The sequence below is a fragment of the Oceanobacillus kimchii X50 genome (assembly GCF_000340475.1).
In the GTDB taxonomy this organism is placed as follows: Bacteria; Bacillota; Bacilli; order Bacillales; family Amphibacillaceae; genus Oceanobacillus; species Oceanobacillus kimchii.
In genome coordinates, this window is sequence record NZ_CM001792.1 from 2,304,358 (window position 1) to 2,329,758 (window position 25,401).

Sequence of the window (25,401 nt, forward strand, 5' to 3'; positions counted from 1 at the left end):
AATAAAATTGTATGGACAATACAAAATTTGTATGATACATTTTAGGTGAGTTATCTAAACATTTTAAATAAAAGCGATTACATTTAGTGAAGGAGCATTAAATTATGGCATTAAAACTCGTTATTATCGGTGGTGGTTCAAGTTATACTCCGGAGATTATTGAAGGAATTATTCAACGTCAGGATACTTTTCCTGTAAATGAAATTGTTCTAGTTGATATTGAACCAGGGAAACATAAACTAGAAACTATTGGTTATCTTGGAAAAAGAATGATTCATCAAGCGAATGCGAATATTAAACTTTCATGGACATTGAATCGTAAAGAAGCATTAGTCAATGCAAATTTTATTGCTACTCAAATTCGAGTTGGTGGTCTTAAAGCACGTGCAATAGATGAACGTATTTCGCTAAAGCATGGTTTTATTGGACAGGAAACAAATGGTGCAGGTGGCATAATGAAAGCTTTTCGTACAATACCTGTGTTGATGGAAATCGCAAAAGATGTACAAGAAATATGCCCAGATGCTTGGATTATTAACTTTACAAATCCAGCAGGAATAGTTACAGAAGCACTTCTAAATTATTCTCGACATGAAAAAGTTATAGGAGTTTGTAATATTCCTTTTAATACACAACATTCCACTGCCGAACTATTAAATGCAAAACCTGAAGAGGTGCAAATTGAATTTATTGGACTAAATCATTTTATTTTTGGTAAGAAGATACTTGTAGACGGAGAAAATCTTACGGAAGAAGTATTCGATCGACTAATCAACCGGGAAGCCAATTATACACCAGCAAATATAATGCCGTTAAATTGGTCAAGGACATTCATTCAATCTACAAAACTATTACCTAATCCATATCATCAATATTATTTCCAAACAGAAACAGTACTCCAAAAGGATTTGCATGCATATAAAGAAAATGGTACACGAGCGGAGGTAGTACAACAATTAGAAGAATCCTTATTTGATTTATATCAACAACCGGAATTAAATATTAAACCAAAAGAACTTGAAAAAAGAGGTGGAGCATTTTATAGCAAAGTTGCATGTAGTTTAATGGACTCCATATACAATAATAAGAATGATATACAGACAGTAAATACACATAATCATGGTACGATTACTGATTTACCGAATGATGCAGTAATTGAAGCTAATTGTGTGATAACAAAAGGTGGTCCAAAACCAATTTCCATTGGAAAGATTCCAGCTCCTGTAAAAGGCATGATCCAAAATATGAAAGCAATGGAAGAACTCACAATTCAAGCTGCATTATCGGGAAAATATGAGGATGCTTACAATGCGTTTGTTATGAATCCATTAATTCAAGACGAAAAGAAAGCAAAAGTGTTACTTGATGAACTTTTAGAAGCTCACAAATCTTTTCTACCACAATTTAAACTATAGGAGGAACAAAGCATGAATAACAAATTTATGCAGAAATTTATTGAAATCGCTGGTCGTATTGGGTCACAACGTCATTTAGTTGCAATACGTGATGGTTTCGTTTCTATTATGCCTTTAATTATTATTGGGTCATTAGCTGTGTTAATCAATAACTTTCCAGATTTCGGGAATTTTAGTCTAGTTGAAATGTTAAATAGTATTTTTGGTGAAGGTAAATGGCAAGTAGTTGGTGGAAGTATATGGAATGGTACATTCGCTGTATTAGGACTACTTATATCATTTTCTATCGCATATAATTTAGCTAAGTCCTACGAAATAGATGGTTTATCTTCAGGTTTAATTTCCGCTGCAGCTTTTATTATGCTTGTCCCGACGACTGCTGATGGTGGATTGAATTTTGCTTGGCTTGGAGCACAAGGACTATTTGTTGCTATTATTCTCTCCATGCTAGTAACAGAGTTTTTCAGATTTCTCATTAATAAGAATATTACCATCAAAATGCCAGAAGGAGTTCCTGAAGGAGTTTCCAGATCATTTTCTGCTTTAATACCAGCGATAATTATTCTTGTTCTTGTTGGTCTATTCCATGCTTTCGTTAGTGTATTCTCTGGAATTAGTATATTTGAAGTAATATTCAATGTAATACAAGAGCCCCTCCAAGGACTCGGAAATACATTACCTGCAGCAATCATTGTTGCCTTCTTAAATCATTTATTATGGTTTTTTGGGCTACATGGTACAAACATTATCGGATCAGTAATCGAACCAGTATATTTGCCTCTGATTGAACGAAATGCAGACTTATTCCAAAAAGGTATGTCCGCATTTGATGTGCCAAATGTAGTAACAAAACCATTTTTAGATACATTTGTTTTTATGGGTGGATCTGGAACGACAATTGCTTTGCTGATTGCTGTATTTATTGTTATCAGACATGAAAAAAATCATCCATATCGAGAAGTAGCAAAATTATCAGCACCTGCCGGTTTATTTAATATCAACGAACCAGTAATTTTTGGGTTACCAATTGTATTAAACCCAATCTTTTTAATTCCTTTTATCCTTGTACCTGTCACCTTAACAATAATCTCTTATTTTGCTTTGTCATTAGGCCTTGTACCAAAAACCGTCGCTATACTTCCTTGGACAACTCCCCCTATATTAAGTGGATACCTTGTCACTGGAGGAAATGTACGTGGAATCATTTTACAGCTCTTTAACTTAACCATAGCCGTACTATTATATATTCCATTTATTATGGCGGGTGTACGTTCGATGAGAGAAAAGATAGGAGGTCAAAAATAATGACCATACAACAGGAAGAATTACAAGTGCTTTCATTTCAAATTATATTACATGCAGGAAACGCTAGGTCTGAAGCAATGGAAGCATTACAGCTTGCTAGAAACGGAGAATTTAACGAAGCAGAATTAAAGCTAGAAACTGCTGATAAAGAATTTACAGAAGCTCATCATATACAAACATCTCTATTACAAGATGAAGCAAATGGGACCATTCCAGAATTCTCCATAATCCATATCCATGCACAGGATCATTTAATGAATGCTTTAACTGTAAAAGATTTAGCAATCGAAATGATTGCAATGCAAAAACAAATAAAAAAGTTGGAGGAGAGATAACATGAAGATTCGTCTCGTATGTTCTGCTGGCATGTCCACATCCATGCTTGTTAAAAAAATGGAAATCGCAGCAAAGGAAAATAAATTAGAAGTGGAAATTGACGCAATTCCTGAATCACAATTAAAAAATCATTTAACAGATCTAGATGTTGTATTAATTGGTCCTCAAGTTCGTTATTTAGAAAAGAAGATTCGTGAGTTAGTTGAACCAAAAGGAGTTAAAGTTGCTGTTATTGACCAAATGGCTTACGGTTTGGTTCAAGGTGATAAAGTATTAGAACAAGCAATCAATCTAAAAAACACTTAAATTAGACTCATGATCAAGGTATAATAATATTAACTGTTTTAACCAATAAGATTTCACCTATCACTTTTGATAGATGGAATCTTTTCTTACTATATAAGGATAGATACTATATTTCAAAATATCTTTTCATAGAAATACTATTTATTTATTATTATAAATGAAGGGTTTTATAATAAAATTATTGAATATTATATAAATGGAGGCGATCAAATTGTATGAACACATTTCAAATCATATGAAACAAGTACGCGGGATCACTTTAAATTCTCTAGAAAAAATTCCTGAAGAATTAGCTGATCATATCCCAGAAACATATCGAAATAATATTAGATGGAATTTTGGCCATATTATAGTAGTTCAAGAGAAGCTTATATTTGGAGTAATGAATGAAAAGCTAGAGATCCCTACAACCTTTATCGAATATTTTAAACCTGGTACTAGTCCGAATGAATGGAAGGGAACACCACCTAGTTTTAATGAAATAGTTAAAGAACTAACCCTTCAAATTGATAGAATCGACAACTATGCACCTTATCACCTAGAAGAGACTTTGCCTACTCCTTTTATCAATAGCTCAAAAATGCGATTTGACACTTTTTCCGAAACATTGTTATTCAGTTTTTATCACGAAGCTCTTCATATGGAGACAATTAAGCGTATTTATCGACTTGTAAAATAAAAACTGTTTAACGAATGTATAAAGGGGAATATGTATAATGTAAAATAAAAACATCTTTATTGATGAAATAGATTAAACTTTAGGAGGCTCACTTTGCATATAATCCTTTTTGATGGTGAATGTAATGTTTGTGATTCAAGTGTTCAATTTATTCTAAAGCGAGATCAAGAAGGAATGTTTTCCTTTGCCTCTCTACAAAGTGAAGCAGGTAAATATTTACGAGAAAAATATAACATCCCTAATGATACAGACAGTATGGTACTCGTAAAAGAAAATAACGATGTGAAAATAAAGTCTAATGCGGTACTAGATATTTGTAGAAAATTACCATTACCATGGAAATTATTATACGGATTAACTATTGTTCCAAACTCTATTCGAAACAAAGCTTATGATTGGTTCGCCAACAATCGATTTAAATGGTTTGGTAAAAAACAACAATGTAAACTCCCTACTCCCGAAGAAAGACAAAGATTTATCGAATCCGTTGAAGATATATAAAAAAGGGTGACCTCTGACTCGAAGAGGTTACCCTTTTTTTGTAAAAATTTTTATTCCGCATCAGGCAGTAATACTCGCACTAAATAAGGATCCAATTTATTTCTTTTGGATTGGAAACTTGATGACATTCCCTTTTTTTTGCCTGTATATTTCTTTTAACTTACTTACAACTAATAAACCATGCTCTCCAACTAACTCCAAAAGATAGTTGATGCCATCTTTATCACCAAAAATCCAACGATCTAATTCTTTATCATCGTATTCTGGATGTGTTAACTGATAATACAAACCAATTCTAGTTGACTCATTGATCAAATTGTCATAAGTAGCATTATAAATAAAATAATCATTAAAATAACTCGTTCTTACTACTCCAAGTCCTAACTTTTCAATCCAATCATAATTCAGCTCGTGATTGTCTACTCCATATAATCTATCCACGCGCTTAAAGTCAAATTCGGTATTGGTCATTACTTCTATATCTAAATAGTTTTGTAATGCTGTTGCATCAATATAAAACATTCTTTTTCTTTCTTGATTCATCATTTCATTCCCCCTTTAACGACATCTACTTACTTTAATAGACGGCAAACTATATAAAAAAGAAGCAAAAAAGTCATAGAAAATTCTATGACTTTTATATTCATTTACTCCATATCCACTTGAAGGTCATTTTTTATATTATTTTTTGCTTTTATAAAGAATAGAATGGTTAATATTACTGTCAATACAAGTCCAATAATGAAAGATATATTTAAATCTAACTGGAATCCAATCTTCGCATTAAGAATATATACCAGAACCATATAAGTCATAAAAATGGCTGGTACCATAGATACGACAAAGTTCTTACCTTTCACATACAAATACATCGTAGCAATCCATAATGCAAGCATTGCTGTTGCTTGGTTTGCCCAAGAGAAATATCTCCATAACAGATTAAAATCAATTGTTGTTAAGAAGTATGCTATCCCGAATAATGGAATTGCGATCATTAAACGGTCAGCAGCTTTCTTTTGGTTAATATTTAAGTAATCTGCAATAATAGACCTCGCTGCACGGAAGGCAGTGTCACCTGAAGTAATAGGTAAAATAATCACACCAATTACCGCAATTGTACCCGCAACAGCTCCTAATAAAGTAATAGCAATTTCACTCACTGCTGCTGAAGCTGTCCCGTCTGCGATCACTTGACTTAATGTTTGTCCATCAAAAATACTCATTGCTGCTGCTGCCCAAATCATTGCAATAATTCCTTCTGCAATCATCATCCCATAAAAAATATATCTTCCCTGTGATTCTTTTTGGGTTGTTCTAGATATAATCGGCGATTGTGTTGCGTGGAATCCAGATAAAGCTCCACAAGTAATCGTAAAGAATAAAATAGGGAATATTGGTAAGTTATCTGGATGTATATTTTGAATCGTAAGTTCTGGTATCTTATAATCAGAGAATACTAGTGCTACACCTATTAACACAGTTCCAATTAATAAGATTGCTCCAAAAAATGGATAAATTCGACCTATAATTTTATCAATTGGTAGAATTGTTGAAAGAAAATAATAGAGTAAAATAGCTCCTAAAATATATATAAATGCAACTTTCCCATCTAGTAAAATATCGATCAATGAAGCTGGAGTAGTTAAGAAAACGGTTCCAACTAAGATTAATAAAAGAAGAGAAAAAGCATTAACAATATGTATCGAAAAGCTTCCCAAAAACTTTCCTGCAAGCTGTGGTATGTGTGCACCACGATTTCGTATAGATATCATCCCTGTTAAATAGTCATGCACCGCTCCTGCAAAAATCGATCCAATGACAATCCATAAAAATGCAACTGGTCCAAATAACGCACCCATAATAGGCCCGAAAATTGGTCCTGTACCCGCAATGTTTAATAATTGAATTAAAGCATTTTTCTGTTTATTCATTGGAAGATAATCTACTCCATCATTCTGTGATATAGCTGGAGTTTGCCTCTTATCTGATGGTCCAAATAACTTTTCTATAAATTTTCCATACGTAAAATATGCAATAATTAATAAAATAATAGCTGTGAAAAGTGTTATCATATATATCCCCCATAATCTCCGATGTAATCGTTTCCATATCACCATTATATCTTTTAACCGATAAATATCAATATATTTTCGTTAATAAAATTTCAATCCTATGAATAAAACATCAAAAAAAATTCAAGAATAACAAGGATTGTATTCTTGATTACCAATTATTACTATTAGTTGGATCATCGTAAACTAATTCATTTATGAAAATCTTTTATTCTTTTATTTACACTTATTTGTTCACGATCGGTAAGAATCTCAATGACAACTGGTGAGACTTTTGCATGTTCAAGTGCTATTGGAAATACATGTTCAAATTCTTGAAAGCTAGTAACTTGATATCCTTTTCCTCCTAAACTTTGAATATACGATTTAAATGATATATTTCCAAGGTCTGTTGCTATTACTTTTTTTGGATAGTGTATTTCTTGATGCATTCGAATTGTTCCATACATCTGGTTATTAAATATAAGACTTAGCATACCAATTTTATATCTCACTGCAGTTTCTAACTCTTGTGCAGTCATCATGAATCCACCATCTCCGGACAGGGATATAACCGTTTTATTTGGAATTGCAATTGCAGCTCCAATTGCAGAAGGTACGCCATACCCCATTGCTCCTGATGTAGGGCCAATATAAGTGTTTTTATGGTTAAATTGGAAATACGTATGTAGCCATCCTGCAAAATTACCTGCATCATTTGTAATAATATATTCATGACTTAATTGCTGCTGTATATAACCGATTATTTTACTTTGAATATCTTGTTTTTGATTTAATTTTTTTATCGATTCTATTTGCTTGGTACGCCTGTTCTCTACCCATTCTTTCCAAATAAATTCCCCTGAACCCTTTACCTCTTCAATTTTAATCGTTCTTAACGCCAGTAGAGCTTCTTTTATATCCGCTACAATACCTAAATCTGGTGGATACACATTTCCTATCGTTTCAAAAGATATATCAATATGCACTAGCCGTTTATCATTTGTGATAATCGAATAATCCTGGGTAGTAATTTCCGATAATCTTGTACCTAAAGCAAAGATAACATCTGCTTCATCTACAGCTTCACGTATTTCTGCTGTAATACCTAACCCTAAATGTCCAAGATATAAGTTATTATTATTTGGAAATGCATCATGCCTCCTGAAGGCTGTCATCACAGGTATCTGAAATGCTTCAGCAAATTCAAGAAGCGCATCTTCAGCACCCGAAAAACGAATTCCCCCTCCAGCAATAATTAAAGGTTTTTTGGCAATTTGTAAAAAATGCTGAAACATGGATATTTCTTTTATCGAAGGTGACGGACGTGGAATACTAACAGGTGCTCTAAATATGAATTCTCCTTCTTCATAAAGGATATCTTCAGGTAAAGATATTACTACTGGTCCGGGCCTTCCGGTTTTAGCAATGCGAAAAGCTTTAGCAAGTATTTCAGGTATGCGCTGTACATCTGTAATTTCCACCGCCCATTTGGAAATCGGACGAAAGAAACTCTCTAAATCTACTTCTTGAAAGCCTTCTCTGCCTCTAAACTTAGTACTTACTTGCCCTAGTAGCACAACCATTGGAGTAGAGTCTTGATACGCGGTATGTACACCTATGGATAAGTTACTTGCTCCCACTCCCCTCGTTGCCATAACTATCCCAGGCTTTTTTGTAGCTTTTGCATATCCTTCTGCCATTAAAGCAATACCACCTTCATGACGACCTGAAATTACTTGTATATCTTGCTCATCATATAGAGCATTTAATACAGGAAGATAACTTTCACCTGGAACACAAAAAATATGTTTTACTTCTTCTCTTCGTAACCCTTTTACAATAGCTTCTGCTGCATTTAAATGAATTCGATTATGACTCATATTACTTTCCTCCATTTATCCAAGAATCAATACGTTGAACTGCTTCAATCAGCCTTTCTTCTGGCACTGTTAGTGCAATTCGAAAGTATCCTTCACCTTGTTTACCAAACGCTGAACCAGGAGTTACAATTACATGTGCTTGATCTAGAACTTGTTCTGAAAATGAACTTGAGGTATAGCCTTCCGGAACTTTCACCCATAGAAAAATCGTTCCTTTGGTTTTCTCTACTTGAAAGCCAGCATTTTTTAAAAGTTGCCATGTTTTTAACATACGTTGTTCCATTGTTTGATGTATTGTGCGAATCTCATCTTCACTTTGTTCTAATGCCTTTTTTGCAGCAAGTTGAATTGGTATAAATTGACTAGTATCTATATTACTTTTTAATGTCGCTAACGAATGAATGACACTCGAATTTCCAACAATATATCCAATTCTCCAACCAGTCATATTGAAATTCTTAGATAATGATCCTAATTCTACCCCTATCTTTTTCGCACCTTCTACTTGAAGTAGACTTGAAGATTTATAGTTAGCAAATGTCACATGATCATAGGCTGCATCATGTGCAATACAGATATCATATTTATTTGCCATTTCGACTGCTTTCACAAACGTCTCCTTTTGAGCTGTTGCACCTGTTGGATTATTTGGATAATTTAAAAACAATAACTTCGCTTCTTCTTTATCTTGTTCGCTTATCATTTTCCAGTTCGGTTTATATTCGTTGTTATTATCTAAAGGTAAATAAACTACTTTTCCTTGTACTAGATGTACACCCATTTTATAAACAGGGTATCCTGGATCTGGCAGAATCACTTTATCTCCTGGATTCACAACAGATTGTATTAAATGGACAATCCCTTCTTTACTTCCAATTAAGATGAGAACTTCTTTTTCTGGATCAAGTGTAACTTTGTATTTTTTTTGATAAAAATGAGCAACTGCTTTTCTTAATTCTGGAATCCCTTGATATGAAGAATAGCGATGTAGTTGTTGATCTTTTGTATGTTTACATAGTTCTTCAATTATATAAGAGGGTGGTGGTAAATCAGGTGCTCCGATACCTAAATCGATAACATCATTTCCCTGTTCAATCAGGTTTTGCTTTTTCTTTTGAATATGTGCAAATAAGTAAGCCGGCATATTTCGAACTATATCCGATCCATATAGTGATTTCATATTATCCCTCCAGAATAATTACTTCTAAAGTATATGTTCGTCACTTAACTACCTATGCCTTGTTTATAATTACTCACAGTGTAGCATGGGGTATATAAAATATCCATGATTTTTCAGAATTTTTCTAACGAGAAAACTCAAGGGAAAGTGTATCCCTCGAGTTTCCATTTTTATCGATCTTCTAAATCATCATCTATATCGTTTTCGAAATCATTTTCCTCTGCAAATTCTGTTCCGTAATTCACTCTTCCATTATTTACAGTATTGTCCTCAACTTCTTCTCCAGTAAATAAAGTCGCAACATAATAAACAGCACTAATACCCACTAGACCATAAATAATTCGCGATAATAATGAAGTTTGGCCTCCAAAGATCGCAGCAACTAAATCAAACTGAAAAAATCCAATTAATCCCCAGTTGATTCCTCCAATTACTAATAAGGTTAGAGCGATCGCATGCAATGTTCTCATCTTACAATCACCTCCTTATCGATTAGCATTTGTTGTTTTTATAATTTCATACTTCTTTATAGCTATCCTTTCAGAAAAAAGAGCATACCAATATAAGGAGATATAGCAAGTACCAAGTACGATCAACGAATTGCCATAGGACTTATAGAACTTCTGGAATTAAATTCACGAAGAAGTACAAAACTGATTAATCAAGAAAAAAGAGGCACCATCTCAATTAAGTAAAATATTCGATAGTGCTAGTTGGAAAATAATCATTTATCCATCCACCTAGTGTCTTTTTTATATCCTGTTGTTCTTGATCTTGATATACATATTTATAAATACCATATCTTCCCCATTTGGTTTTTCTTTTTGATTCATCTAATTCCAATTTAGTCATCGGATAATTTTTCTCTATTACACGTTTTGCTGGCTTTGTAAAACGATGTTGAATCATCTCAAATGTTAGATTTTTTCTTGCAAATGGTGGGAGAGCATCATCAAGTTTCTCGAACATCTCTTTATATCCTTCTTTCCAACCATCATGTAAGTAAATAGGAGCTATAATAAAACCTAAAGGATACCCCGCTTCAGCAACCTTAACAGCAGCTTCTATCCTCTCATTTAATCGGGACGTACCAGGCTCAAAATATTTGATAATATGGTTATTATTAATACTAAAACGAAATCTTGTTCTACCCTTATGGTCAGCATCAAGTAAATGATCTACGTGTGCAAATTTCGTAACAAAACGTAGCTTACCGTACTCGCTTTTCCCAAAATATTCGATAGCATGTTTTAACGTATGTGTAAGATGATCCACACCTACAATATCAGAAGTACATGATGCTTCAAATCTTGTATCCAAAGGAGCTCTTTCTTGCATATATCCTTCTGCAGCATCAAAAATTTCATCTATATTTACATACGTACGAATATATGGCTTACTACCCATTGTTGTTTGCAAATAACAATAATGACAATGCCCCATGCAACCAGTAGCAAAAGGAATTGCATATTCAGCAGAAGGTTTGGATGTATCAAATTTCAATGTTTTTCTAATTCCGATAACTAAAGTAGACTTCGCGTTACGATATTTTTGAAAATCATTATCACCCGGTAAATTTCGAATTTGATTATGAGAAGTTGTTTCCCTAATTTCAACCCCCATATTTTCAAACTTACTTACTAGTGATTGACCTAAGCTATATTCCATTGCTTTTGGTTCCACATATATCAATTGAGGGACAAAAGGTTTAACCATAAAATTGCCCCTCTTCATCATCAGATACAAATGCTTCCCTAAAAGCATTTTCTGCTGCTTCTTCTGAAGTAAAAATAGCATATTCATCCGTAATAGGGTAATACGTCTCATGAACAAATAATGCAAGGTCCGATGGATTATCCGGATGTTGTACTACGGCAGCCTGCTGAACTTGAGCTACATCCTGAGCATGAGGATTTCTTATAATCATATAGACTATATCACCAGGAAAATAAGGGTTATTCATATAAGTTTTCTCCTTTCTTTATCTTATCCATTAGGACGAAAACGCTTATTTTTCTTGCCATTTACGTTAAGAAATTCGGTTTCTTCTGCTATTTCTACATCTTGTTTTGGAGATGTATTATACTTTCTTACGTTTCTTTGTTTCCCTTTGTCTTTTTCTCGATTTTTGTTTTCTTCAGACATAAATTTCTTCCTTTCTAAACATCGACTTGTCAATATCTTTTACCATATACGGCGAAATTATGATATGAATATAGCACAAAGAAATAGCAGAAAATAAAAAAATAAAGGAGGTAATTAAAATGGCTAAAGGAAAAAAGAAGAAGAATAAGTCAAAAGAGGAATTAAATGAAATGAAAGATGATCATAAATATAAACAAAACAGACCACCTAGATAAAATGAAAATTCATTTCAGTGGGGTTTTTCTCTATCCCCGCTGAATGAATGGAACAAAATCGTACATATACGAAGATTTAAGGAAATCATTTCCTATTACATGAAGGATAAAAGTCTCCAAACAAAATAACCGAACTAAAAATCAGAGATTTAAAGTCCGGTTATTATTCGTTCTACTTGAATTGTACTCTCCTTAATTAACCACATGTAACAGAGGAATATCGTCTTTAAAGCGTTGTAAATTCTCTAAAGCAACATTTCCTGTACGTTTTATTGCCTCATTTGTAGCAGCACCAATATGAGGTGTTACAGTTGTATTCGGTAATGTCAACAAAGGGTGGTTCGATGGTTCCTCTACAAACACATCTAATCCTGCACCTTTTATGTTGCCATTTTTAAGTGCTTCATACAAAGCATCTTCATCTACTAACGGCCCTCTTGATACATTAATAAACAAGGCATCTTTTTTCATTTCATTAAGTGTTTTTGCGTTAATTAACTGATAATTTTCCTTACGAAGTGTAGTTGATACGACTACAATATCACTTTCACTCAACAGGGTGTAAAGATCTACGAATTTTACATTCAGACGATCTGCTATCGTTTGATTTTGATAAGTACCATAAGCTAAAACATCCATTTGAAACCCTGTTGCTCTTTGTGCGATTGCTTGACCAATTGCACCAAAACCGATAATACCTAATTTCTTTTGAAATATTTCCATTCCCATAGACAATTCCCAATGACCATTTCTTAATTCTTCGTTCTTCGAAGAAATTTGACGCGCGGTGGCTAACATTAATCCAAATGCATGATCTGCAACAGCATCTGCATTTTGACCAGGAGTATTTGTAACTGGAATACCTTTTTCTCTTGCATATCTAAAATCAATGTTATCGTAACCAGCTCCAAACTTCATAATATATTTCAATTTTGGTGCTGCATCGATAATTTCTTTATCAATAGGAACAACAGCTACTACTATAACTTCAATTTCTTTCACTTCCTGCTTTAGTTTCTCTTTATCAATACCATTATCCGTATATAAAATAGTAATGTTACCTAACATTTTTATCTTCTCTATAAAATCTGGATTTGCTTCTATAAATGGACCTCGCAGCATCAATAATATATTCATGATGATTTCCTTTCTATTTTAATTGAAGGGAAAGGGCTGGGACATAAGTGTTTACCCGAAAAACAAATAGAATGAATAGGTTTGAAGTCCCGCTCCAACACCAAAAATTTCAGGAGGCAGTCAATAATACACCGGAGTTTCACTAGTTCCTCTACCCTTATTCTAGCTTCAGTCAATTTTTTGACCAATACAATGGTTATGCCCCTGCGCCCTACCCTATCCCTATATTAATTAGTTACTACTTCTTCTATTCGTTGTAATGCCCAGTCTATTTCTTTCTTAGTAATAACTAATGGTGGTGCAAATCGTATCGTATTTACATGTGTTTCCTTACATAGGATTCCTTTATCTTTCAAGTTCTCACAAATAGCACGTACTGGCTGGTCAAATTCCATACCAATGAATAATCCTCTTGCACGGACTTCTTTAATTCCCTCAAAGTTAATTGCACGCAACTTATCTGCAAAATATTTACCTGATTCTAATGACTTAGTAACTAAATTTTCTTCTTCAATGACATCGATTGCGGCCATCGATACAGCACACGCTAATGGATTCCCCCCAAAAGTAGATCCATGAGAGCCAGGTGTAAATACATCCATAATTGCTTTATTAGCAGCAATCGCTGATACCGGTAAAACACCACCACCTAATGCTTTCCCCATGACATAGATATCTGGTTCTACGCCTTCCCATTCACATGCAAACATTTTCCCTGTCCGTGCAAAACCAGTTTGAACTTCATCTGCTATAAACAATACATTTTTCTCTGTGCAAAGTTTTCTTACTTGTTCCAAATATCCTTCTGGAGGTAAAATAATTCCCGCTTCTCCTTGAATAGGCTCAAGAATGATTGCTGCAGTATTCTTTGTAATTGCCTTTTCAATTGCATTTATATCTCCATAATTTACTTTATTAATCCCAGGTACAAATGGACCGTAATTTTTTGTAGCATCTGGATCATTTGATAAAGATATTGCATTTAAGGTACGCCCGTGGAAATTACCATTGGCAGCAATTATCTCCGCCTGGTTCTCTGTAACTCCTTTCACTTGATATGCCCAACGGCGTGCTGCTTTTATCGCGGTTTCAACAGCCTCCACACCTGTATTCATTGGCAGAACTTTATCTTTCTTCGTTAATTTCGCAATACGTTTTGTCCAAGGACCTAGTAATTCATTATGAAAAGCACGGGAAGTCAATGTTACTCTATCTGCTTGATTTTTAAGTGCTTCAATAATCTTCGGATGACGGTGTCCTTGATTTACTGCTGAATATGCACTTAACATATCCATGTACGTATTTCCTTCAGGGTCTTTTACCCATACGCCATTTGCTTCAGAAACAACTATTGGAAGTGGGTGATAATTATGAGCACCATAATAATTAGTCTCTTCAATAATATTTGTAGATGTAATTGTCATCAAATACCCCTCTCATTCAATTATTTCTATATTTAAGAATTATCATTAAGTTCAAGAAACGTCAACCTTAAAATAAAACAAATAAAAACCGAACTAAATATTAGTTCGGTTTCAATGCTTAGATTTTTTCCACTAAATGCTGAAATTTTTCTTGGTAAATGTTATAGTCCTTATCACTAAATAGTACGATTTTCACAAGTCCTATATGATTTTCTTGTAGGAATTGAATAATTGTTTGTAAAGCGATAGTTGCCGCCTCATGAATAGGGTAACCATACACCCCTGTTGAAATCGAAGGAAAAGAAATACTAGATAATTTGTTTACTTTTACTAATTCCAAAGCATTACGATAACAGTTAGCCAATAATTCTTCTTGTAAATCAGGGGTCTGATTCCAAATAGGTCCTACCGTATGGATGATAAAACGAGCGGACAATTGAAATCCTGAAGTAATAATAACTTCACCCGTAGGTAGTTCTTCCCCATTAAGTTCATGATTTCTTACCTCTTGACATGCTTTTACTAGTTTAGGTCCTGCGGCTTGGTGGATAGCACCATCAACACCCCCGCCACCTAATAAACTACCGTTTGCTGCATTTACAATAACATTCGTTGCTTCCTTGGTTATATCTCCAACTACTATTTCAAGCGTATTATCATTTATATTACGTTTCATCAACTCACCTACCTAATCTTTTGTTTCGTTAAACAATAAGTCCTGTATATCTTCATCTGAAAGCTGATAGTTAATTGTAGATTTTCCAGAAACCAAATAATTCATTAATTCCCGTTTCTTACGCTGTAATTCATACATTTTTTCTTCAATTGTTCCTTCAGAAAGTAGACGTATAACAGTGACTTCTTTTTGTTGTCCAATTCGATGTGCACGATCTATAGCTTGTTCCTCCACAGCTGGATTCCACCAAACATCATATAAGATTACCGTATCAGCTCCGACCAAATTCAAACCAGTTCCACCAGCTTTTAAAGAGATAAGACAAACTTCTTTTTTACCTTGGTTGAAAGCACGACATATCTCCACTCTTTCTTCTGCAGGAGTCTCTCCATCAATATAATAATATGAAATATCCTTATTTCTTAACTCTTTACCAATTATTTGCAGCATACTAGTAAATTGTGAAAAAATGAGTAGTCTTTTATTTGCTCGACTAGCATCTTTAATTAATTGCTTGAGTCTTTCTAACTTTGCTGAATTGTTATTATATTCTCTAACAAATAATAACGGATGACAACATATTTGTCTTAATCGTGTAATCCCAGCTAAAATTTTTATTCGATTTTTTCGTATGGTTTCCTTATCTAAGTGCTTAAAAGAAGGATGTCGAAGTTTCGCTAAGTAAGATACATATAACTGCTTTTGTTTCTCTGTTAAAGGAATACGCTCTATATGTTCTACTTTTGTTGGAAGTTCTTGCATGACATCTTTCTTTTCACGTCTAAGCATAAATGGTTGAATACGACGAATAACTTGATCATGTGTAAGCCAGCTAAAATCTTTTATATTACCTAGTAGCTCTGGAAATACAACATGGAAAATAGACCAAATATCTTCCATTTTATTTTCTAAAGGGGTGCCTGTTAAAGCAAAACGATGTTTAGCACGAAGTTTTTTTACAGTTCGAAAAGTTTGCGTTGCAGGATTTTTAAACGCTTGTGCCTCATCAAAAATTATTGTATGAAAACGATCTACTTGGTTTTGTATCCAATCTATTTCATTACGTAACATCCCATATGAAATTATCCAAACATCACAATTACGTAACTCCAATTTCTTTTGCTTTCTTTCTGCTTTCGTACCATCCAACACAACAGTAGAACAATGAGGGGCAAATGTCATCCATTCTTGTTTCCATTGATAACAGACAGAAGTTGGGCAAACAATAAGAATAGGCTGTTTCATATTTTCCCACTCTTTTTGAATGGAAAGACAGTATGCAATACTTTGAATGGTTTTTCCTAGCCCCATTTCATCTGCAAGAACACCACCAAATCCCATGTCTGCTACTGCTCTCATCCACCGGACTCCTTCTTGTTGATATTCTTTTAAAAGAGATGAAATAGGATTTGGAATGAAATAAGCTTGTTCATCTGGCTGTTGAATTTGCAACAACATCTGTTTAAACGAGTCTTCCACTTCAAGTATTCCTCGTTCTTCTAACCTATTAGCGATCGTAAATCCTTCATTTAAAGGTTTTTCCAAACCTTCTAATATCTCAGTGGATGACATTGGAGAATCAATTAAAAAGGATTGTAACTCTTCAATCTCCTTTGTTTCAAGCGAAAGTAAAGAACCATCTTTCAATCGATAATATGGCCGTTTTTCTTCTAATGCATCCAAAACACCACGTACTTCTTGATCTACAAAACCTTTCATTTGAAACGTAAATTCTAACCAATTTGTACGATTGCTTTTATGTCGCACTCGTATTATTGGTTGAAAATGTTTTTTACTTAATCTATTTCTAACTGCAGTAGTAGCGAAAACCGTTGCTTGCTTCTGTAAATTAGGTAAATGGTGATACAGAAATTCATATTCTAACTTTTCATTTTGAAGCACATAGCCACCATCCATATGTGCAAATCCTTTATCTTGTAAAAAATGAATAATCTCCTCTTCTTTTTCTTCTTGTCGATATAACGACATGGGAGATGGTTCAAATGGTTGAAACATGACACCACCGTAATGAAATTCTACTCCTGCCAATAATCGATTACGTATTCGATCTAAAAATATCTTTACGGTTAATGACTTTTTACTTTGAGCAATCATGCCAGTTAAATCATCTAATTCACCTATTTTTGTTAAGAGGGGTATGAGTTGCTCTGCTTGTTCTAATGAAATGAACAAACTACTTTCTTCATTTTCTCCCCATAATCGAGCACATAAGTCAATCGTAGTTACTTCTTGTTCTGTCAAAATATGGACAGCTTGCTGTGTAACAAAAAGTCGATAAGAAGGTAAACATATATATGACTGGAACTCCTCCCAAGTAATCTGAAATAAGTTAGCTGACTTTTCAATTTGAAAATGCAAGGTAGGTAAATAATCAACGATAGAAAAGCTAGGTAAAATCCAATTTGATTGTTCTATGATTAATTCCGTATTAACGGAAGCTTGGAAAAAAGACTCCAGTTTATTCCAAATAGATGGAGGAATGACAAGCTTATTTTTATCAGCATTTTTAAAAGTGTTAGTTAAAGTAATCTCCTGATTTAATTGTATTAAATGACGTATTATTGCTTCATCTTTAGTATTAAAGTAATTATTTGATGGAGAATAGATAATGTCATTCGATATCTTATACGAGTTACCTTGTTGAACTGCTAATAAAAAATCAGATAACTGTTTAATTTCATAGTGATTAATGTCTATAGATATTGACATAATTGGATTTTTACTATTTGTTAATATATGACATCGAAATGTTGGTTGTAATTCTTGTCTATTTTCAAAATAACCTTGATGCGTATACTCTTGATTATCCTTATCGTTTTTCTCTAAAAATCCACGCATAATTTCATCCGTACGATTAATACTCTTTGTATTTGTATCACAAATACCGATTAACACGGCGGCAATATGTTGACAATCTTTTGTGAAAGAAGTTAACGATGGACAACTACATTTCGTTTCTTTTATTTCTCCATCATCCCAGATTATTTGCACATGGAAATCTTCCGTACTTGTAACCGTAGCAGTTGTTTCATTATGATTATTCACCATTTGGACGCGATTTCCATTCCATAATCGCTCACCATATTTAAATGAAACATCTCCACACAGCTCTCGTACTTTCTGTTTGGTTAAGGAATACATAATTAATCACAACTTTCTTAGCTTTACTACCCATCGTAAAATATAAAATTCTATAGTATAGTATGGAGGTGTCTTTATTTATTATAAAACATCTGAGTAAGAACATCTATTTGTATATAGAAATGAAAGAAGGTTAAGGCAATATGTCGATAAATAATGAAGTATCAAAACGAAAGACGTTTGCAATTATATCCCACCCAGATGCTGGGAAAACCACCATGACAGAAAAACTTTTGCTATACGGAAATTTGATACGCTCAGCGGGTACGGTAAAAGGAAAGAAATCTGGTAAATTTGCAACGTCCGATTGGATGGAAATCGAAAAACAACGTGGGATTTCTGTTACATCTAGTGTAATGAATTTCACTTATGACGACTTGCATATCAATATTCTCGATACACCTGGTCATGAAGATTTTAGTGAAGATACGTATCGTACATTAACAGCAGTCGATAGTGTGGTTATGATTATTGACTCTACAAAAGGTATCGAAGCTCAAACCATTAAATTATTTAAAGTTTGTCGAATGAGAGGTATTCCAATCTTCACATTTATGAACAAATTGGATCGCGAAGGAAAGGAACCCCTTGCTCTTTTAGAAGAACTTGAAGAAGTCTTAGAAATTGACACCTATCCAATGAATTGGCCAGCAGGTATGGGAAAAGGTTTCTTAGGAATTTTCGATAGACATGGAGATCAGTTTGTTCAGCATCACCCTGGCGATACGGAAACGTATATTCCAAATAATGAACTATCCAACCATAAAGACCTTATAGAAAACCCGACCTTTAAAGATGCACAACAAGAATTAGAACTAGTAACGGAAGCAGGGAATGAATACTCCGAAGAAGCTGTATTACGGGGAGAATTAACACCTGTATTCTTTGGTAGTGCTTTATCTCCATTTGGAGTACAAGTATTTTTTGATACGTTCATTCATCTTGCACCAAGTCCAACATCACGAAAAACTACGTTGGGACCAATTGAGCCAGACAATGAAGATTTTTCAGGGTTTATCTTTAAAATTCAAGCAAACATGAACCCTGCCCATCGTGATCGAATTGCTTTCTTACGAGTTTGCTCTGGTAAATTTGATCGCGGTATGACTGTTCGTTTAGCACGAACGGGCAAAGAATTAAAACTTGCTCAATCCCAACAAATGGTCGCTTCCTCTAGAGATACAGTTGACGAAGCATATGCTGGAGATATTATTGGCGTATATGATCCAAATGCCTATCAAATCGGAGATACGCTTTTAGTTGGAAAAAACACGTATGAATACGATGAATTGCCACAATTTCCACCGGAATTATTTAAAAAAGTTACTGCAAAAAATGTGTTAAAATCAAAACAGTTCCGTAAAGGAATAGAGCAGTTAGTTCAAGAAGGCGCTATTCAGTTATTTCGTGATCAAATGACTGATGCTTTTATATTAGGTGCTGTAGGAGAATTGCAGTATCAAGTGTTTACTTACCGAATGCAACATGAATATAACGCAGAAGTTATGCTGGAATCTATTGGTGAACGTCTTCCCCGTTGGTTAAAAGAGGAACAAGTTGATCGAAAGTTATTTGACAGTGGAAATTTATTAGTTCGTGATCGTAACAATCAACCACTTGTTCTATTCCGAAATGAATTTGCGCTGAACTGGTTTAAGGATAAGAATCCTGAAATCGAATTAATCGACCTATTCGAAGTTAATGATTACACGTAAGTTTCCACTTCCCGCTACGCGCGGGATAATATTCCCATTCATGATTATAGATATTTCTTTGCATAATAAGTTTATCTTAAATAAAAAGGAGTGGATACTAATGGGAGAAAGGTCTGAATTTCGAGCTGGTGAAAAAGCTCCAAATAATGGTGTTTATATGGAAATCGGTGAAACTGGAAGTAATGTAAATGATCCACAAATTATAGAGTTACAGGCAGGAGAGTCCTTTCCAGATAACACGAATAAAGATCGTGTGTGGGTAAATAAGCGAAAACGTCATCATCCCGGAGTACAAGGCTAAATATAAGTTGTAAAAAATCAAGTTGTAACATAAAAAAGTTTTGATCAAAAAACGGATGATTGCTAAAATAGCGTAAGAAATATACGGAAACTCCTTAAATATCAAAAACCGATTTTCTGCGTGCGATATAATGCTGTCGAGGTCTTCCTTATCCTGTGGAAGTGAGGCATAGGTGAGACCTCGATGTATAAGCATCCTGAGGCTCACCAGCTGTCTCTAGATAAGCGTAGTATATTTCTGAAGCGGATTTTTAACACCATTCATTCGACTTTTTGAGTAAATACTTTTATCCCACTCTAATTTCTTTCTAATATTGTTCTAAATGAGTATTTTTCTTTTGGGATTTCCTTAATAAATGGACTCGGTTTATCCATAAAAACAAGTGTTAAATCATGCATTGCTCGAGTACATGCTGTATATAGTAAATACCTCTCATTTTCCGTGTTGTAGTTATGTTCAGATGCATCTGGAACAATGACAGCATCAAATTCAATACCTTTAGCCAAATATACTGGCACGAAAACTACACCTTTTTGATATGTTTTAGTATTTGAACGGATAAGATTAATTTCTTCGTCATCCTCCAGTAATTCTTTATATTTCTCACATTCCCGCATTGATTTACATATCACAGCAATTGTTTCATGTCCCTCTTTTTTCTTACCTTCAATTATTTCCCAAAGCGCATTCTTATAATTAGATTGTGCGGGCAGTTGAATCACAGTTGGTAGTGGTCCCTGACGATCAAAAGCACTTATACCTTCATTACTTGGTGCAAAAAAAGTAGTAAAATCTGTAATCGGCTTAGTAGATCGATAACTTTTAGTTAATACAATCCGCTCAATATCTTTTGAATCTGCTTTTTCCTGAATTGGATTATCAGTGGTCGTATAAGAATAGATGGATTGATTAATATCACCTAGAAGTGTCATTCTTCCATATGGATATACATGCTGCAAATAAGCAAATTGAAATGGTGTATAATCTTGTGCTTCATCAATAACAATCAATCTTGTTGGTTGATCAGCATCATGACCAATTATTTCTCCTTTAAAAAATCGGTATGCTACTGCATGCTCCCAAGGTAATTTATTCTGATGAAGATCATTTAATACATACTTCGAATATGTTTTCCATTCACTCTTTCTGTCAACAGGTGCCCATTGGTTAAATAATTCTCTATACATTCGTAATGTGTGTACAAAACGATTTAGTTTTATATTTTGTATTAATGGTGCAAATGCTTTGCGCACTATTCTTTTACGCAAAATTAACTCTTCATCTTGAATAGAACTTTCTTCTTCCTCTGCTTCTGCCTCATGATAAGCTTTCATATAATCTTCTTTTTTTAATAATTCCATTTGATCTTGTACCCAATTTGCTGCAATTTCTTTTTCTTGAAGTACTTTTATTTTTTGTAATAACCATAGCTGGATTTTTTCAATTTTATTTGATAAGCGCATCGCTTTAGGAAGCTCATGAAAATACGCATTAATTTCTTCGTTAGAGATAAGAAGTTCATTTCGAAAACGAATATGTCGAAACTGTAAACCATTATAATTTAGAAATGATAAATACGATTGTATATCTTTCATAAATTGAATGCTTGTAAAGTATTTTACTGTGTTTTCTTTTTGTTGTTTATCTTCTCTTATTAATAGCTGTTCCATTTGTTCAAAAGGGGTTTCGACAATAAGATTACTTTCAATACCTTTTACAAGAAAATCATAAAATGTTTGTTGATTCACTGGCTCTTCACCTAATTCTGGGAGAACGTTAGAAATATAACTTGTGAATATATCATTTGGTGAAAGCAGTAGAACTTGATTTGCTTGTAAACTCGAACGATGATGATATAATAAATAGGCAATTCTTTGTAAAGCAGCCGCCGTCTTTCCACTTCCTGCTGCTCCTTGTACTACTAATATTTTACTACCTTGATGACGAATAATCCTGTTTTGCTCTTGTTGAATAGTTGCAACAATAGACTTCATTGAAGCATTTGCTGATTGACTCAAGCTCTCCTGTAGCAATTCATCTACTATAGTTACAGCTGTATCAAAAATACCTTTCATTTTTCCTTGCCTGATAACAAATTGTCGTTTTAAAGTCATTTCTCCCTTTACTAGTTCTTCATCTGTTTCATACTGAACTGGTCCAGGTGCATAATCATAATAAATGCTTGAAATCGGTGCTCTCCAATCATAGATGTAAAAGTCTAATCCCTCTTCATCCATTAAAGACGAAGTACCAATATATATTTGATTTTCTTCATTGTCGGCTTCTTCTTTGAAATCTACTCTCCCAAAATAAGGTTGATTTTTTAATCGTTGCAACTGTTTTATCTGCTGATAGTTCTTACCATAATGTCTCTCTTTCTGTGCTAAAACATTAGATTGTTGTTTAATACTTTCTTGCGTTTCAATAACATCATCTAATTCTTCTAAATTAATGGTAATATCATCCCAAAAGTTTTTTCTAAATTCTACAACTTCCTCTTTTATTTTTGAAGATTGCTGTTTAATTACATTTTCCCTTTCTTCAATTATTTGAAGAATACGTTTTAAACGTTGATACTCAAAAACCTGATCACTATTTTTGGAAGAACTCATAAATATCCCCCTAATTTAAATGTATTATTTTTGTTGACAAATCATTTAATTGACTTTATAATATAATTAGGAATAGTATATATAAAATCAATCAATATGATGTAACTATATTAGTGTACCATTAAAGACGACAAAGGTGCAATAGAAAAACCTGATGATTTGGATCATCAGGTTTTTTTTATTTAAAAGCTTTAGAAACTCCAGGATTACTCATTCGATAATTTTAATACATCGAGTAATTTAAAGAATAAACTTATAACAATTGCTACAATTGTAGCTAGACCCATACCTTTTAATTCTACCGACCCTATATTGATGGAAGCACCACTTACTCCAATAGCAAGGACTACACATGTTAAAATTAAATTCTGAGATTTATTATAGTCAATTTGCTGTTCTACTAACATACGTAACCCGCTGACAGCAATAATTCCAAATAATAGTAATGAAATTCCTCCCATTACTGGTGTAGGTATAGAAGAAATAAGTGCGGCTAATTTACCACAGAACGATAGTAATACAGCAATTATTGCAGCTCCTCCAATTACCCACGTAGAATATACTTTACTTATAGCTAATACTCCGATGTTTTCACCATAGGTGGTATTGGGCGTTGACCCTAGAAAACTAGAAATCATTGTTGAAAATCCATTTCCAAATAAAGAACGATCTAAACCCGGTTCTTTTACTAAATCTTTTTTCACAATATTACCCGTAACTACTAAATGACCAATATGCTCTGGTACTAATACAAGCGCTGCAGGTAAGATGATTAATATATCTGACCAATTAAATTCAATTTGATAGTAAGTTGGCATTTGTATCCATGACGCTTCTCCAACCGCACCGAAATCTACAATACCAAACATTGTAGCTACAGCATAACCAGTTATAATTCCTAATAAGATAGGAATTATTTTCAAAAATCCACGCATTGTCACCCAATAAATAATCGTCGCACTTAAAGTTATTAAAGATACCAAAATCGCGGTAGTATCTCTTGGCACATCTGCTTGCGGTAATAAACCAGCCATATCAGCAGCTGTCGGCACCAACTCTAATCCAATAACAGCTACGATTGCTCCCATTGCTGCTGGAGGAAATATAACATCTATCCAACTAGTTCCAGCATAACGAACTATTAATCCAATAATGACTAAAACTAAACCTACTACAAAGAATCCTCCTAAAGCAGCACCATATCCTCCACCTTCAGTTATTACCATTGTTACTGGAGATATAAATGCAAAACTTGATCCTAAATAAGCAGGAATTTTTCCTTTTGTTATAAAAATATATAATAATGTTCCGATACCATTCATTAGTAAAATCGTTGCAGGATCAACACCAAACAAAATAGGTACTAAAACCGTAGATCCAAACATCGCAAATAGATGCTGTAAACTTAAAGGCAAGCTCTGTAATAAAGGTAAACGTTCATCTACTTGTATTTCTCTATCTTTCATTGTCCTCACACTCCCCTTATATAAAAAAACACCCCGCCTGTAAAAGATGGCAAGGTGCAGTGAGAGTAAAAGGAAACATCAACGCATATATGTATGCTATGTTTGCTTCCACTATAATTTTCTTTTCCGCACAACCTTACCAGCCTCACAGGACTGATTTAAAGGTGACTATATTTCTTTCTAATTATGACAAAATTCGAGAAAAAGTCAAGGATTATTTTTCAAACACTGCTTTACAACGATAAATCGGTTGTCCTTTTGCAGAAAATTTTTCTTCATATTCTGTCATAACATTTGTTTCGTCTTCTATAGCATGTAAATCAACATTCAATTCCTTTATGTTCATCCCATATTGTGAAAAACTTACTACAGAATACTCAAATAATCCTCGGTTATCTGTCTTTAATATTACTTCTCCATTAGTACACAAAATATCTTGATATTGATTTAAAAAGCGTTCATATGTTAAGCGTCGCTTTTCATGTCGGTTTTTCGGCCATGGATCTGAAAAATTCAAGTAAATCATTGAGATTTCATCATCAGCAAACATTTCACGCACATCTATCGCATTTTCATTTAACATAAATACATTAGCTAAGCTTTCTTTATCTATCTTCTGAACAGCAGAAACAATAATACTTTTTGCTAATTCTATTCCAATAAAATTAATATCTGGATGCTGCTTTGCCATTCCCAGTATAAATTGTCCTTTTCCCGACCCAATTTCTACATGAATTGGATTATTATTATTAAAAAGCTGATTCCAATTTCCCTTATTGCTCTTTGGGTCATTAATAACAATATGATTTTTTTCTTGTAAATACTCGTCTGCCCACGGCTTATTTCTTTGCCTCATGCTGTATTCCCTCACTTTATTTCATTTTGTATAGAA

At 33.7% G+C, this 25,401-nt stretch carries 23 protein-coding genes; 8 read left to right on the forward strand and 15 right to left on the reverse strand.

The features are described 5' to 3' along the window. Positions 1-104: 104 nt before the first annotated feature. The 6 genes from C794_RS12025 to C794_RS12050 all read left to right on the forward strand — a co-directional run bounded on the left by C794_RS12025 (position 105) and on the right by C794_RS12050 (position 4,542). Positions 105-1,415, forward strand: a complete 1,311-nt coding sequence (locus tag C794_RS12025; protein WP_017797385.1) for a 6-phospho-beta-glucosidase — start codon at positions 105-107, stop codon at positions 1,413-1,415. Positions 1,416-1,427: 12 nt separating this feature from the next. After that, entirely contained in the window at positions 1,428-2,720 is a 1,293-nt protein-coding gene (locus tag C794_RS12030) for a PTS sugar transporter subunit IIC (RefSeq protein WP_017797386.1), read from the forward strand. After that, the gene (locus C794_RS12035; protein ID WP_017797387.1) at positions 2,720-3,055 is read left to right on the forward strand and encodes a PTS lactose/cellobiose transporter subunit IIA; all 336 of its coding nucleotides are present in this window, start codon (positions 2,720-2,722) and stop codon (positions 3,053-3,055) included. Before C794_RS12030 ends, C794_RS12035 begins: the two co-directional genes overlap by 1 nt. A 1-nt stretch (position 3,056) precedes the next feature. Then, the gene (locus tag C794_RS12040) at positions 3,057-3,362 is read left to right on the forward strand and encodes a PTS sugar transporter subunit IIB (RefSeq protein WP_017797388.1); all 306 of its coding nucleotides are present in this window, start codon (positions 3,057-3,059) and stop codon (positions 3,360-3,362) included. Between the two features lie 211 nt (positions 3,363-3,573). Next, positions 3,574-4,041 (forward strand): DinB family protein, encoded by a 468-nt coding sequence (locus tag C794_RS12045; RefSeq protein ID WP_017797389.1) that lies wholly within the window; start codon positions 3,574-3,576, stop codon positions 4,039-4,041. A 93-nt stretch (positions 4,042-4,134) separates the two neighbouring features. Continuing rightward, the gene (locus tag C794_RS12050; protein WP_017797390.1) at positions 4,135-4,542 is read left to right on the forward strand and encodes a thiol-disulfide oxidoreductase DCC family protein; all 408 of its coding nucleotides are present in this window, start codon (positions 4,135-4,137) and stop codon (positions 4,540-4,542) included. Between the two features lie 96 nt (positions 4,543-4,638). Here the strand turns inward: C794_RS12050 and C794_RS12055 are convergent, their stop codons facing one another. The 12 genes from C794_RS12055 to C794_RS12115 form a co-directional block, all read right to left on the reverse strand. Further along, positions 4,639-5,088 carry a hypothetical protein gene (locus C794_RS12055; protein ID WP_017797391.1) on the reverse strand — a complete coding sequence of 150 codons (450 nt, stop codon included), beginning with the start codon at positions 5,086-5,088 and terminating at the stop codon, positions 4,639-4,641. 101 nt (positions 5,089-5,189) lie between these two features. Then, complete coding sequence (locus C794_RS12060) at positions 5,190-6,614, reverse strand: carbon starvation CstA family protein (RefSeq protein WP_017797392.1); 1,425 nt, start codon at positions 6,612-6,614, stop codon at positions 5,190-5,192. A gap of 191 nt (positions 6,615-6,805) precedes the next feature. Then, positions 6,806-8,476 carry a thiamine pyrophosphate-binding protein gene (locus tag C794_RS12065; protein WP_017797393.1) on the reverse strand — a complete coding sequence of 557 codons (1,671 nt, stop codon included), beginning with the start codon at positions 8,474-8,476 and terminating at the stop codon, positions 6,806-6,808. Between the two features lies 1 nt (position 8,477). Then, positions 8,478-9,656, reverse strand: a complete 1,179-nt coding sequence (locus C794_RS12070) for an aminotransferase class I/II-fold pyridoxal phosphate-dependent enzyme (protein ID WP_017797394.1) — start codon at positions 9,654-9,656, stop codon at positions 8,478-8,480. 170 nt (positions 9,657-9,826) lie between these two features. Beyond that, positions 9,827-10,126, reverse strand: a complete 300-nt coding sequence (locus C794_RS12075; RefSeq protein WP_017797395.1) for a DUF378 domain-containing protein — start codon at positions 10,124-10,126, stop codon at positions 9,827-9,829. Between the two features lie 217 nt (positions 10,127-10,343). Continuing rightward, on the reverse strand, positions 10,344-11,372 hold the full coding sequence (gene splB, locus C794_RS12080) for a spore photoproduct lyase (RefSeq protein WP_017797396.1): 1,029 nt from the start codon (positions 11,370-11,372) through the stop codon (positions 10,344-10,346). Continuing rightward, entirely contained in the window at positions 11,365-11,619 is a 255-nt protein-coding gene (locus C794_RS12085) for a transcriptional regulator SplA domain-containing protein (protein ID WP_017797397.1), read from the reverse strand. The genes splB and C794_RS12085 overlap by 8 nt, the downstream gene beginning before the upstream one ends. Positions 11,620-11,642: 23 nt before the next feature. Next, positions 11,643-11,801, reverse strand: coding sequence for a hypothetical protein (locus C794_RS20850; RefSeq protein WP_017797398.1), 159 nt, complete (start codon positions 11,799-11,801; stop codon positions 11,643-11,645). 407 nt (positions 11,802-12,208) lie between these two features. Then, positions 12,209-13,153, reverse strand: a complete 945-nt coding sequence (locus C794_RS12100; protein ID WP_017797400.1) for a 2-hydroxyacid dehydrogenase — start codon at positions 13,151-13,153, stop codon at positions 12,209-12,211. 227 nt (positions 13,154-13,380) lie between these two features. Next, on the reverse strand, positions 13,381-14,577 hold the full coding sequence (locus tag C794_RS12105; RefSeq protein ID WP_017797401.1) for an ornithine--oxo-acid transaminase: 1,197 nt from the start codon (positions 14,575-14,577) through the stop codon (positions 13,381-13,383). A 118-nt stretch (positions 14,578-14,695) separates the two neighbouring features. Further along, positions 14,696-15,253 (reverse strand): O-acetyl-ADP-ribose deacetylase, encoded by a 558-nt coding sequence (locus tag C794_RS12110; protein ID WP_017797402.1) that lies wholly within the window; start codon positions 15,251-15,253, stop codon positions 14,696-14,698. A 12-nt stretch (positions 15,254-15,265) separates the two neighbouring features. Beyond that, positions 15,266-18,415 carry a DEAD/DEAH box helicase gene (locus C794_RS12115; RefSeq protein WP_017797403.1) on the reverse strand — a complete coding sequence of 1,050 codons (3,150 nt, stop codon included), beginning with the start codon at positions 18,413-18,415 and terminating at the stop codon, positions 15,266-15,268. Positions 18,416-18,558: 143 nt separating this feature from the next. Between C794_RS12115 and C794_RS12120 the strand changes: the two genes are divergently transcribed. Together C794_RS12120 and C794_RS12125 are read left to right on the forward strand one after the other, a co-directional pair. Next, positions 18,559-20,130 carry a peptide chain release factor 3 gene (locus C794_RS12120; RefSeq protein WP_017797404.1) on the forward strand — a complete coding sequence of 524 codons (1,572 nt, stop codon included), beginning with the start codon at positions 18,559-18,561 and terminating at the stop codon, positions 20,128-20,130. A 100-nt stretch (positions 20,131-20,230) separates the two neighbouring features. Then, positions 20,231-20,431 carry a YjzC family protein gene (locus tag C794_RS12125; RefSeq protein WP_017797405.1) on the forward strand — a complete coding sequence of 67 codons (201 nt, stop codon included), beginning with the start codon at positions 20,231-20,233 and terminating at the stop codon, positions 20,429-20,431. A gap of 296 nt (positions 20,432-20,727) precedes the next feature. Here the strand turns inward: C794_RS12125 and helD are convergent, their stop codons facing one another. From helD to trmB, 3 genes are all read right to left on the reverse strand, one after another. Continuing rightward, positions 20,728-23,043, reverse strand: coding sequence for an RNA polymerase recycling motor HelD (gene helD / locus C794_RS12130; RefSeq protein WP_017797406.1), 2,316 nt, complete (start codon positions 23,041-23,043; stop codon positions 20,728-20,730). Positions 23,044-23,249: 206 nt separating this feature from the next. Continuing rightward, positions 23,250-24,509, reverse strand: coding sequence for a uracil permease (uraA, locus tag C794_RS12135; RefSeq protein WP_017797407.1), 1,260 nt, complete (start codon positions 24,507-24,509; stop codon positions 23,250-23,252). 214 nt (positions 24,510-24,723) lie between these two features. Continuing rightward, positions 24,724-25,365: a tRNA (guanosine(46)-N7)-methyltransferase TrmB gene (gene trmB, locus C794_RS12140; RefSeq protein WP_017797408.1), complete on the reverse strand. Its 642-nt coding sequence runs from the start codon at positions 25,363-25,365 to the stop codon at positions 24,724-24,726. Positions 25,366-25,401 lie beyond the last annotated feature (36 nt).

What these genes read in the sequence shown, in the direction of transcription:
- C794_RS12060 (WP_017797392.1), bottom strand. Translation starts at nt 6,614, where the DNA reads ATGATAACACTTTTCACAGCTATTATTTTATTAATTATTGCATATTTT.
- C794_RS12035 (WP_017797387.1), top strand. Translation starts at nt 2,720, where the DNA reads ATGACCATACAACAGGAAGAATTACAAGTGCTTTCATTTCAAATTATA.
- C794_RS12105 (WP_017797401.1), bottom strand. Translation starts at nt 14,577, where the DNA reads ATGACAATTACATCTACAAATATTATTGAAGAGACTAATTATTATGGT.
- C794_RS12065 (WP_017797393.1), bottom strand. Translation starts at nt 8,476, where the DNA reads ATGAGTCATAATCGAATTCATTTAAATGCAGCAGAAGCTATTGTAAAA.
- C794_RS12125 (WP_017797405.1), top strand. Translation starts at nt 20,231, where the DNA reads ATGGGAGAAAGGTCTGAATTTCGAGCTGGTGAAAAAGCTCCAAATAAT.
- C794_RS12030 (WP_017797386.1), top strand. Translation starts at nt 1,428, where the DNA reads ATGAATAACAAATTTATGCAGAAATTTATTGAAATCGCTGGTCGTATT.
- uraA (WP_017797407.1), bottom strand. Translation starts at nt 24,509, where the DNA reads ATGAAAGATAGAGAAATACAAGTAGATGAACGTTTACCTTTATTACAG.
- C794_RS12110 (WP_017797402.1), bottom strand. Translation starts at nt 15,253, where the DNA reads ATGAAACGTAATATAAATGATAATACGCTTGAAATAGTAGTTGGAGAT.
- C794_RS12115 (WP_017797403.1), bottom strand. Translation starts at nt 18,415, where the DNA reads ATGTATTCCTTAACCAAACAGAAAGTACGAGAGCTGTGTGGAGATGTT.
- helD (WP_017797406.1), bottom strand. Translation starts at nt 23,043, where the DNA reads ATGAGTTCTTCCAAAAATAGTGATCAGGTTTTTGAGTATCAACGTTTA.
- C794_RS12025 (WP_017797385.1), top strand. Translation starts at nt 105, where the DNA reads ATGGCATTAAAACTCGTTATTATCGGTGGTGGTTCAAGTTATACTCCG.
- C794_RS20850 (WP_017797398.1), bottom strand. Translation starts at nt 11,801, where the DNA reads ATGTCTGAAGAAAACAAAAATCGAGAAAAAGACAAAGGGAAACAAAGA.
- C794_RS12070 (WP_017797394.1), bottom strand. Translation starts at nt 9,656, where the DNA reads ATGAAATCACTATATGGATCGGATATAGTTCGAAATATGCCGGCTTAC.
- C794_RS12085 (WP_017797397.1), bottom strand. Translation starts at nt 11,619, where the DNA reads ATGAATAACCCTTATTTTCCTGGTGATATAGTCTATATGATTATAAGA.
- trmB (WP_017797408.1), bottom strand. Translation starts at nt 25,365, where the DNA reads ATGAGGCAAAGAAATAAGCCGTGGGCAGACGAGTATTTACAAGAAAAA.
- C794_RS12120 (WP_017797404.1), top strand. Translation starts at nt 18,559, where the DNA reads ATGTCGATAAATAATGAAGTATCAAAACGAAAGACGTTTGCAATTATA.
- C794_RS12075 (WP_017797395.1), bottom strand. Translation starts at nt 10,126, where the DNA reads ATGAGAACATTGCATGCGATCGCTCTAACCTTATTAGTAATTGGAGGA.
- C794_RS12040 (WP_017797388.1), top strand. Translation starts at nt 3,057, where the DNA reads ATGAAGATTCGTCTCGTATGTTCTGCTGGCATGTCCACATCCATGCTT.
- C794_RS12100 (WP_017797400.1), bottom strand. Translation starts at nt 13,153, where the DNA reads ATGAATATATTATTGATGCTGCGAGGTCCATTTATAGAAGCAAATCCA.
- C794_RS12055 (WP_017797391.1), bottom strand. Translation starts at nt 5,088, where the DNA reads ATGATGAATCAAGAAAGAAAAAGAATGTTTTATATTGATGCAACAGCA.
- splB (WP_017797396.1), bottom strand. Translation starts at nt 11,372, where the DNA reads ATGGTTAAACCTTTTGTCCCTCAATTGATATATGTGGAACCAAAAGCA.